Origin of the sequence: Methylorubrum podarium (genome assembly GCF_040270385.1) — a bacterium.
GTDB classification, from domain to species: domain Bacteria; phylum Pseudomonadota; class Alphaproteobacteria; order Rhizobiales; family Beijerinckiaceae; genus Methylobacterium; species Methylobacterium podarium.
Genome location: NZ_JBELQE010000114.1, coordinates 51,107 through 59,762, shown reverse-complemented (window position 1 = coordinate 59,762; position 8,656 = coordinate 51,107). Strand labels below are relative to the sequence as shown.

Sequence of the window (8,656 nt, the reverse complement as noted above, 5' to 3'; positions counted from 1 at the left end):
GGAGGGGCTCGGGGTGGGGGTGGTGCAGAAGGCACCGCACCGCCTCATCCTGAACCACCCCCACCTCCTGCCTCCTCCCCACAAGGGGGAGGAGAGGCGGGACGGCGGCCGAAGCTATCGACCGGAAACCGTATCAAAACATCCCGTTCGGATTGGCGGAGTCTTCCGGCAGGATCTGCAGCACGTCCCAGTGCTCGACGATTCGGCCTTCGTCATCGAGGCGGAAGATGTCGATGGCCGCGTAGTCGTGGTCGCCCGGCCAGTGCTGGAGACAGTGCAGCACGACGAGATCGCCCTCGGCGATCGCCCGCTTCACCTCGACCCGCTTGCCCGGCCACTCGCGGGCCATGCGCTCGAAATAGGCGATGAAGCCGTCCTTGCCGCTCGCCACGTGCGGGTTGTGCTGGATGTAGTCGCCGCCGGCGTAGCGCTCGATCGCCTCACGCGGCCGGCACGCGTTGAACATCAGCTCGTAGAAGGCGATGACGGTCGCCTTGTTCGTCGCGAGGTCGGTCATGCGTGGCTCCGAGCGTGAACGGCCCGATCAGGCCGCCCCGTGCGGCCGCACGCCGCGCATCATGCCCGAACGGCGACGGTCCGTCCCCTACTCCGCCGGAGCCGGCATGCTCGACATGCGCGGCTCGAAGCGGCCCTCGCCGACCGGCTTCATCTCGACGCGGCGGTCGTGGTGCTTGAGCAGGGTCGAGCGGTGGCCGATCGAGACGATGGTGGTGCCGGGCAGGCTCTCGCGCAGGGTCCGGTAGATCGTGGCCTCGGTCTCCTCGTCGAGGGCGGCGGTCGATTCGTCGAGGAACAGCCAGTCGGGCTTGGCCAGGATCGCCCGCGCGATGGCCAGCCGCTGCTGCTCGCCGCCCGAGAGGCGCCGGTCCCAGGTATCGACCGCGTCGAGCTGGTCGGCGAGCTGCGGGAGCTGCGCGGCGCGTAGCGCCTCGCGGATCGCCTCGTCGGAGAAGGTATCGACCGTGTGCGGATAGGCCACCGCGCCGCGAAGCGTGCCGAGCGGGAGGTACGGCCGCTGCGGCAGAACCAGCGCCGATTGTCCGGCCGGCACGTCGACCCGGCCCTTGCCGAACGGCCAGATCCCGGCGATCGCCCGGAACAGGGTCGACTTGCCCGAGCCCGAGGGGCCGGTGAGCAGGGTCGCGCCCCCCTTCGGCAGGTCGAGCGCGCCCGCCCGCACGATCTCGCGGCCGTCGGGCAGGGCCAGCGCCAGGTCGCGGGCGGTCACGGAACCGGCGGTGTCGTTGCCGTTGGCGAGGCCGGCCCCGGCCAGGGCCTCGGCCTTGGTCATCGCCCGCTTGAACGAGCCGAGACGGATTGTGTTCGCCTTGTAGGCGGCGAGGATGGTGTAGGAATTGATGAAGAAGTTCAGTGAGTTCTGGACGTTGCTGAAGGCGTTCGAGGTCTGCTGCAGGGCGCCCAGGGTGATCTTCTTGGCGAAGAACGACGGCGCGGCGATGACGAGCGGGAAGATCGCGCTCGCCTGCCGGTAGCTGAAGGTGAAGGCGATCAGCTTGATGCGGCGGAAGATGATGCCGACGTAGTTGTCGACGATGGCGTGGAACAGGGTGGCCAGCCGCGAGGTTTCGGCCCGCTCGCCCCGCAGCAGCGCGATCTGCTCCGAGTAGATGCGGTTGCGCGCCAGCGCGAAGCGGAAATCCGCCTCGACCTGCTCCTGCCGGTAGTCGAGGCCGATGAGCGGCTTGCCGATCAGGTGGGTCAGCCAGGTCCCGACCACCGCGTAGGCGATCACCAGCCAGACCAGGAAGCCCGGGATCACCGTGTCGGTGAACGGCAGCACGAAGTCGCGCGAGAGCGTCCAGAGGATGACGATGAAGGAGACGAGCTGCGCGGCCTGCGACAGCAGCCGGGTCGAGAGGGTGGTGGTCTGGGCGATGAAGTTGTTGACGTCCGACTGGATGCGCTGATCCGGGTTGTCGGCGTGCTCGTCGACGAACGGGATGCGGTAATGCGTGCCCTGCCCGAGCCAGCGCTCGTAGAGGTTGTGGGTGAGCCAGGTGCGCCAGCGGAGCTGGAGGCCGGAATCGACGTAGATGTCGAACATGCCGATCACGACGTTGAGGATCGCCAGCGGCACGAAGATGTAGCCGAGCTGGTACCAGAAGGCGGCCGCGTCGAACTCCTGCAGCGCGTTGTACATGTCGCGGTAGAAGAAGTTGAACCGCAGCGTCAGCGCCACGTCGGCGAAGTTCACGAAGATCGACAGCGCCACGAGGTTGCGGCCGATCTGCCCCTCGGTGCGTCCGAACCGGCGGAACATGCCGATCTCGCGGCTCGGCGCGTCGTGACTCGCGAAATAGGGGTCGGCGATCAGGGTGATGTCCCGGATCGGCGCCCAGTACGAGATGGCGAGCACGATGCCGCCGAACACCACCGAACCGGTCGCCGCGAAGTCCGGCGGCAGCAGCGCCGCGACGATGGCGGGCAGCGCGCCCATGGCGGCGAGCGTCTTGGCCCCCGCGAGCACGAGGTAGCCGATTCCGTAGACCGAGACGAAGATCTTGAGATAGGCGGAGAGGTTCTTCGAGGCGATCAGGATGCCCGCCATCGCGAAGCCCGCGAGCGAGACGTAGAGCGGCGGGCTCGGGATCCCGGGCATGGCGAGCAGCAGGAGCGCGAAGAGCGCCGTGAGCACGGCCTGGATGCCGAGCCTGCTCTTGAATGCGGCCACGCGGGTCACTCCTTCTCGCTGCTCCGGCCCTGGCCCATCCCCGTACGGGGTGACGCGCCGGCGGACGGGGTTCAATCGCCGAATGCGGCGCCCCTGGCTATCCGTCGTGGCGAGAACGTGGCGCGGGGCCGCGCCTGTCACGTGAAATTTCCGTCACGTCGCGGGTTGGAGAGACGGCTTACCAGTGCCGCGGGCCGCCGGGTGCGACACCGTGGACCGGTGCCGGACGCGGCTCAAGGCCGCCGCGATCAGTTCGCGTCCCAGTTCCAGTCGCCGTAATCCGGCTCGCGGCAGCGATAGCCGATCGGACATTGCGGGTTGTCGCGGGTGGGGACGAAGCGCAATTCGGCGATCTCGCTGAGTTCGCAGAAGCTGCGGTCGCGCACGAAGCGCTCGGGCGGGCGTCCGCCGAAGCCGAGCGTCACCGCGCCCTCCGCCTTCACGATCGCCATCGCTTCCGCACAGGTCGGGCGCGCCGTTTGCGTGCGCGGCTGGGCGAAGGCGGGAGCAAGGGCGATGGGCGACGTCAGGAGGGGCGCCAATGCCGAGCCGAGAACGGCGAGGGTGACAGGTTTCATCACGCGGGTACGGCCGACGACCGTCGCGGCCGCCAAGCTTGACCATGGCAGGTTCCGCTTGCGGCGGGAAGGGGTTGCCGTGCCTCTGCCGCATTCGGAGAGTCTATCCTGGCGCGCGGGCCACGACGGGCCGAAGCATCCGGTGGATGGGAGCGACGCCGAGGCACGGGCGAATCCCTCCTCCACCGCGGCGCGTTCGGAAAGGCGGCGCGCTTCGTGCGTAGCGTAGATCGAGGATGCGGGCGGGCCGGTGCGCAGGGCGAATCGCGACCGCACGGCTCGATTGCTGAAAGGTATTTTCGGACGCTAGGATGACGATGTCGGGTGTACGGGCCGAAGGGGCGACGGCGGTGCCGATGATGACGGAAGGCGCGCAGGACGCGGACGGGAAGGACGCGGCGCGGGAGGCTCCCCCTTCCGCCCTGTCGCGACGCCTCACGATTCCCGTCATCCTCGCGGCGGGCTGGGGCGCCCTGTTCGCCTACACGCTGACCGTGCTCACCGATGACGGGCCGGTGGCGGCGCCGGCCGGGCATACCCGGCTGGCCGCGGCCGACGGGATCGACGTGCCGGAGGTGCGGCTGCCCGAGCCGGAGCGGCCGGCCGCGCCCGCCGCCACCCCGCCGGCGCGGGTGCTCACGGTCGCCGCGCCCGCCCCGCCGCTGGACACCGTCGTGCCCCCGGCCGAGCCGCGCCCGGTCGCGCCGCTGGTGGAGCGGGCGGCCTTCGTCGGCATCTGGGGGCCCAATCCGGTCGCCTGCGGCCAGCGCCAGCGCCGCCGCGGCTTCCTGCCCGCCACGATCACCGAGGACGGCGCAAAGGCCGGGCGCACCATCTGCCGCTTCCGCAACAACCGCCGCGAGGGCAGCGCCTGGACCATGGCGGCCGATTGCAGCGAGCGCGGCCGCCGCTGGACCTCGCAGGTCCGCCTCCTCGTCGAGCACGACCGGCTCACCTGGACGAGCGGCAAGGGACAGGCGAACTACATCCGCTGCGGCCGCAGATCCGACTGAGGCGCGGCTACGCCGCATCGGCCACGGCGAACCGCAGCCGCAGGGCGCGGGCCCGGAACACGATCCGCTCCGGCGCGAACCGCCACAGGCGCTCCGCCCCGTCGATCCGCTCGTCCTCGGCCGGATCGAGCACGACTTCGGTGCGCCCGCTCATCTGCAGCAGGTCGCCGGTCGCGAAATCCGGAAAGACGAGCCCCGCCCGCGGGTTCGCCAGCAGGTTGCCCAGCGTGTTGAAGAAGCGGTTGCCGGAATAATCGGGGATCGTGAGGCGGCCGTCCGCCCCGACCCGCACGAAGCCGGCCGGACCGCCCCGGTGCGAGACGTCGATCTGCCGCCGTCCGTCCGCGTCCTCGACGTCGCTCGCGACGAAGAAGGTTTCGGCCGCGGCGACGAGCGCCCGCGCCGCCGGGTCGAGCCGGTCCGACAGGACGGGGGGCGGCCGGGTTCCGCGCGGCCCGTCCGGGCGCGTCGCGTGCCGGCTGCGGATGTATTGCGGGCAGTTGCCGAAACTCTGCTCGACGCGGATCGCGAAGCCGTCCGGGCCGGTCCGCTCGATGCGTCCGTTGAGGCGGTTGCGGCGGCGCGTGGCGAGCTCGATGCCGAGCAGAGCCACGCCCTCCCCATCCTGCAGTCCCGCCTCGGCCGGGTCGTCCAGCTCGCGGGGCATCTCCACCCGGAGGTGGAATGGGTCGGGTGCGTGGAGGAAGCCCGGCGCCCCCTCCCGCAGGGTCGCCCAGGGGCGGCCATCTCCGTCCACGCTGCCCACCACCGCGAAGGGCAGGAGCGGGAAGAACGCCCGGTGCTGCTCGTTCAAGTAATCGCGAATCACCCGAGGGCCGAGTTCGGCCATCCGCCCGGCGATGCCGACATGCGCTTGGATCGCCACCTCGCCCCGGTGCCAGGGCGAGGATGGGGCCGCGGCCTGCGCGCTCATGCCGGGCCTCCCGCCGCGTTCAAGCCCACCGGCGAGGCCGGGAGCGCTACGAAGCCGGGCAGCGCCTCGACGCGGGCGAGCCACGCGCGGACCTGTCCGTAGGGCGCGAGGTCGACGTTCCCCTCGGGGGCGGCGGCGATGTAGCTGTAGAGCGCCACGTCGGCGATGGTCGGGCGGTCGGCGGCGATCCAGTCGCGCGCCGACAGCTCCGCATCGATCAGCGCCAGGATTCTGTGGGCCCTGGCGATCACCTCCTCGGCGTCGAAGCGGGCGCCGAACAGCGTGACGAGGCGGGCGGCGCAGGGGCCGTAGGCGATCTGTCCCGCCGCGACCGAGAGCCAGCGCTCGACGCGGGCCGCCCCTTCCGGGTCCTCGGGCAACCAGTCGCCGCGCCCGAGCTTCTTCGCGACGTAGACCAGGATGGCGTTCGAATCCGGCACGATCGTCCCGTCGTCGTCGAGGACGGGGACCTGGCCGAACGGGTTGAGCGCCAGGAAATCCGGCGTGCGGTTCTGCCCGCCGGCGAGATCGACCTCGACGGTCTCGAAGGGCTGGCCCACCAGCGACAGGAACAGGCGCGCCCGGTGGGCATGGCCCGACAGCGACAGGGTGTAGAGCTTCACGGCGACATCTCCTCACGGCCGCAGGATCGGCCGCGGGCTGCATCACACTCCTTCCCAGCCGCGGCGTGAACCGGTCTTGTCGGCAATCGACTGTTGCGTGATGCGGAATAATCGGCACCCTGTCGCCGCGGGGAGGCCGTCATGGACCGGCTACAGGGAATGCGGGTGTTCGTCCGGGTCGCCGAGGGTGGCAACTTCGCGGGGGCGGCGCGCGCGCTCGGCATGAGCCCGGCCGCCGTCACCCGCGCGGTCGCGGCGCTCGAAGCCGCCGTCGGCGCGCGGCTCTTCATCCGCACCACGCGCTCGGTGAAGCTCACGGATGCGGGCGGGCGCTATCTCGAGGATTGCCGCCGGATCCTGTCCGAGATCGCGGAGGCCGAGGCGGTCGCCGCCGGCTCGACCGCGACGCCGACTGGTGTCTTGACGCTGACGGCGCCGGTGCAGTTCGGCCGCCTCTACGTGCTGCCGGTGGTGACCGCGTACCTCGGGCGTCACCCCGCCGTGTCGGTGCGCGCGCTGTTCCTCGACCGGATCGTCAACATGATCGAGGAGGGCATCGATGTCGGGGTGCGGATCGGGCATCTCGCCGATTCCGGGCTGAGCGCGATCCGGGTCGGCAGCGTGCGCCGGGTCGTCTGCGCGGCGCCGGCCTATCTGGAGCGGCAAGGCGTGCCCGAAACGCCCCGCGACCTGCGCGATCACGCGGTGATCGGCTCGACCGCAACCGGTGACCTGCCCGAATGGCGGTTCGGGACCGACCGGCGGGTGACGGTGACCGTCCATCCCCGCCTGGTCTGCAACACCGTCGATGCCGTACTCGCGGCGGCGCTCGACGGCTGGGGGATCGCGCGGCTGCTGTCCTACCAGGTCGCCTCGGCGGTGGCGGAGGGGCGCCTGCGGATCCTGCTGGATGCGGACGAGGCGGCGCCGGTGCCGATCCACGTGGTGAGCCCCGAGGGCCGGCGGGCGCCGGCCAAGACCCGGGCTTTCATCGACCTCGCCGCGGCACGGTTGCGGGCGGACCCGCGGGTGAACCCGGTGGGTTGAGGCGGATCCTACGCCCTCGCCGTCATCGCGTCGGCTCCGCCTCGCGATAACGGCGCGGCGGGAGAGGGAAGCGAGCCGTCAGTACACGTCGGCCTGGTAGCGCCCGGCCTTCTTCAGGGCGGCGAGGTAGGCCACCGCCTCGTCGGGGTTCTTGCCGCCGTGCTGCGCGGCGACGTCGATGATCGCCCGCTCCACGTCCTTGGCCATGCGCTTGGCGTCGCCGCAGACGTAGAAATGGGCGCCGCCCTCCAGCCATTTCCACAGCTCGGCGCCGTTCTCGCGCATGCGGTCCTGGACGTAGGTCTTCTCGGTGCCATCGCGCGACCACGCCAGCGAGAGGCGGGTCAGCACCTTCGCGTCCTTCAGACTGTTCAGCTCGTCCCTGTAGAAGAAGTCGCTGGCCTGCCGCTGGTGGCCGTAGAAGAGCCAGTTGCGGCCGGGCGCCTTCGTGGCGGCGCGCTCGCGCAGGAAGGATCGGAACGGCGCCACCCCCGTGCCGGGGCCGCACATGATCACGTCCTTGCCCGGATCCTCCGGAAGGCCGAAGCCGTGCGCCTTCTGCAGGTAGATCTTGACCTTGGTCTGCTCGGGCAGGCGCTCGCCGAGATGGGTCGAGGCGACACCGAGGCGCAGGCGGGAGCGATGGTTGTAGCGCACCGCGTCCACGGTCAGCGAGACCCGGCCCGCATCCATCTTCGGCGAGGACGAGATCGAGTAGAGCCGCGGCTGCAGCTCGTCGAGCGCCTCCAGGAACACCTCGGCATCGGGACGCGCCCCGGGGAACTTGTGGAGTGCGCCGAGCACGTCGAGATGCTGGGCATCGCCGTCCGGATCCTCGCCGGCGGCGAGCGCCTGCGCCTTCTTGCGCGCCGCGCCCGAGGTCAGCAGCGAGAGGAGCTGGTAGAGGTTGTCCGGCGCCGCGCCGAGCGAGTACTCGGTCAGCAGCCGGTCGCGCAGGGTCTTTCCGCCGATCATCCGCTCCGGCCGCGTGCCGAGTTCGGCGATCACCGCGTCGACGAGCGCCGGGGCGTTGGCCGGGAACAGCCCGAGGGAGTCGCCGGCCTCGTACTGGATCGGCGTGTCCCTCAGGTCGATCTCGATGTGCCACGTCTCCTTCTCGCCGCCCGGCGCGTTGAGGCGGGTGCGGGAGAGGAAGGTCGCCTCGACCGGGTTCTCGCGGCAATAGCCCAGCGGCCCGAGCTCCGGCTCCTTCTTGGGCGCGTCGCCCTGGTCCTTCTTCGCGGGGGCCGCACCACCCGCGGCGCCGAACTCCTCCTCCAGCTTCTTGAGCATCCGCAGGGTCTCTTTGCCGCCGGGCTGGCAAAGGTTCAGCCGCTCCTCGCTCTTGAGGAAGATCGCGTTGGCGTAGTCGGCGCAGTTGTAGCCGCACTGGCCGCAATCCTGCTGGGCCATGGCGGCCATCAGCTTCTGCGGCTCGGACTTGTCCTTGGCCAGATCCATCCGGTCGCCGATCGGCATCGACGGATCGTGCCAGGGCGCGTCGTCGTTGTCGGCGAGTTTTTTCGCGCCCCCCGGTGCCTCGCCGGGCGCGAGCGCCGTGGCACCCTCCACGGCCGGGCCGAGCAGGGCGGCGAAGTAGCCCGACAGCCAGGAGCGCTGGTCGGCGTTGAAGGGGGCGCTCTCGGGGATCAGGACGAGCGGGGGAGCGACGTGCTGGGTCATGGCAGGACCTGAGAATTCTGACGGACCGTGGTCCCCTCCCCCTTGCGGGAAGGGGTAGGGGTGCG

The 8,656-nt window shown here is 70.9% G+C and carries 8 protein-coding genes; 2 read left to right on the top strand and 6 right to left on the bottom strand.

Annotation, left to right across the window (positions count from 1 at the left end; all coding sequences use genetic code 11):
• Positions 1-133: 133 nt before the first annotated feature.
• From ABS772_RS21980 to ABS772_RS21970, 3 genes are all read right to left on the bottom strand, one after another.
• Positions 134-517, bottom strand: coding sequence for a nuclear transport factor 2 family protein (locus ABS772_RS21980; RefSeq protein ID WP_238257930.1), 384 nt, complete (start codon positions 515-517; stop codon positions 134-136).
• A gap of 87 nt (positions 518-604) precedes the next feature.
• Positions 605-2,713 (bottom strand): ABC transporter ATP-binding protein/permease, encoded by a 2,109-nt coding sequence (locus tag ABS772_RS21975; protein WP_350396870.1) that lies wholly within the window; start codon positions 2,711-2,713, stop codon positions 605-607.
• A 248-nt stretch (positions 2,714-2,961) separates the two neighbouring features.
• Entirely contained in the window at positions 2,962-3,291 is a 330-nt protein-coding gene (locus ABS772_RS21970; protein ID WP_238257927.1) for a hypothetical protein, read from the bottom strand.
• Positions 3,292-3,602: 311 nt separating this feature from the next.
• Between ABS772_RS21970 and ABS772_RS21965 the strand changes: the two genes are divergently transcribed.
• On the top strand, positions 3,603-4,304 hold the full coding sequence (locus tag ABS772_RS21965) for a hypothetical protein (RefSeq protein WP_350396868.1): 702 nt from the start codon (positions 3,603-3,605) through the stop codon (positions 4,302-4,304).
• A gap of 7 nt (positions 4,305-4,311) precedes the next feature.
• Here the strand turns inward: ABS772_RS21965 and ABS772_RS21960 are convergent, their stop codons facing one another.
• Entirely contained in the window at positions 4,312-5,238 is a 927-nt protein-coding gene (locus ABS772_RS21960; RefSeq protein ID WP_350396867.1) for a pyridoxamine 5'-phosphate oxidase family protein, read from the bottom strand.
• Positions 5,235-5,861 (bottom strand): glutathione S-transferase family protein, encoded by a 627-nt coding sequence (locus ABS772_RS21955; RefSeq protein ID WP_350396866.1) that lies wholly within the window; start codon positions 5,859-5,861, stop codon positions 5,235-5,237. The genes ABS772_RS21960 and ABS772_RS21955 overlap by 4 nt, the downstream gene beginning before the upstream one ends.
• Positions 5,862-6,002: 141 nt before the next feature.
• On the opposite strand from ABS772_RS21955, the gene ABS772_RS21950 reads away from it, so the two are divergent.
• A complete protein-coding gene (locus ABS772_RS21950) occupies positions 6,003-6,908 on the top strand; it encodes a LysR family transcriptional regulator (protein ID WP_350396865.1) in 906 nt (301 codons plus the stop codon).
• A gap of 78 nt (positions 6,909-6,986) precedes the next feature.
• Here the strand turns inward: ABS772_RS21950 and ABS772_RS21945 are convergent, their stop codons facing one another.
• Entirely contained in the window at positions 6,987-8,591 is a 1,605-nt protein-coding gene (locus ABS772_RS21945; protein WP_350396864.1) for a sulfite reductase subunit alpha, read from the bottom strand.
• Positions 8,592-8,656: the final 65 nt, after the last annotated feature.

Bases quoted from the DNA above. Each gene is read 5' to 3' on its own strand.
- ABS772_RS21980 (WP_238257930.1), bottom strand. From the start codon at position 517: ATGACCGACCTCGCGACGAACAAGGCGACCGTCATCGCCTTCTACGAG.
- ABS772_RS21970 (WP_238257927.1), bottom strand. From the start codon at position 3,291: ATGAAACCTGTCACCCTCGCCGTTCTCGGCTCGGCATTGGCGCCCCTC.
- ABS772_RS21965 (WP_350396868.1), top strand. From the start codon at position 3,603: ATGACGATGTCGGGTGTACGGGCCGAAGGGGCGACGGCGGTGCCGATG.
- ABS772_RS21960 (WP_350396867.1), bottom strand. From the start codon at position 5,238: ATGAGCGCGCAGGCCGCGGCCCCATCCTCGCCCTGGCACCGGGGCGAG.
- ABS772_RS21950 (WP_350396865.1), top strand. From the start codon at position 6,003: ATGGACCGGCTACAGGGAATGCGGGTGTTCGTCCGGGTCGCCGAGGGT.
- ABS772_RS21945 (WP_350396864.1), bottom strand. From the start codon at position 8,591: ATGACCCAGCACGTCGCTCCCCCGCTCGTCCTGATCCCCGAGAGCGCC.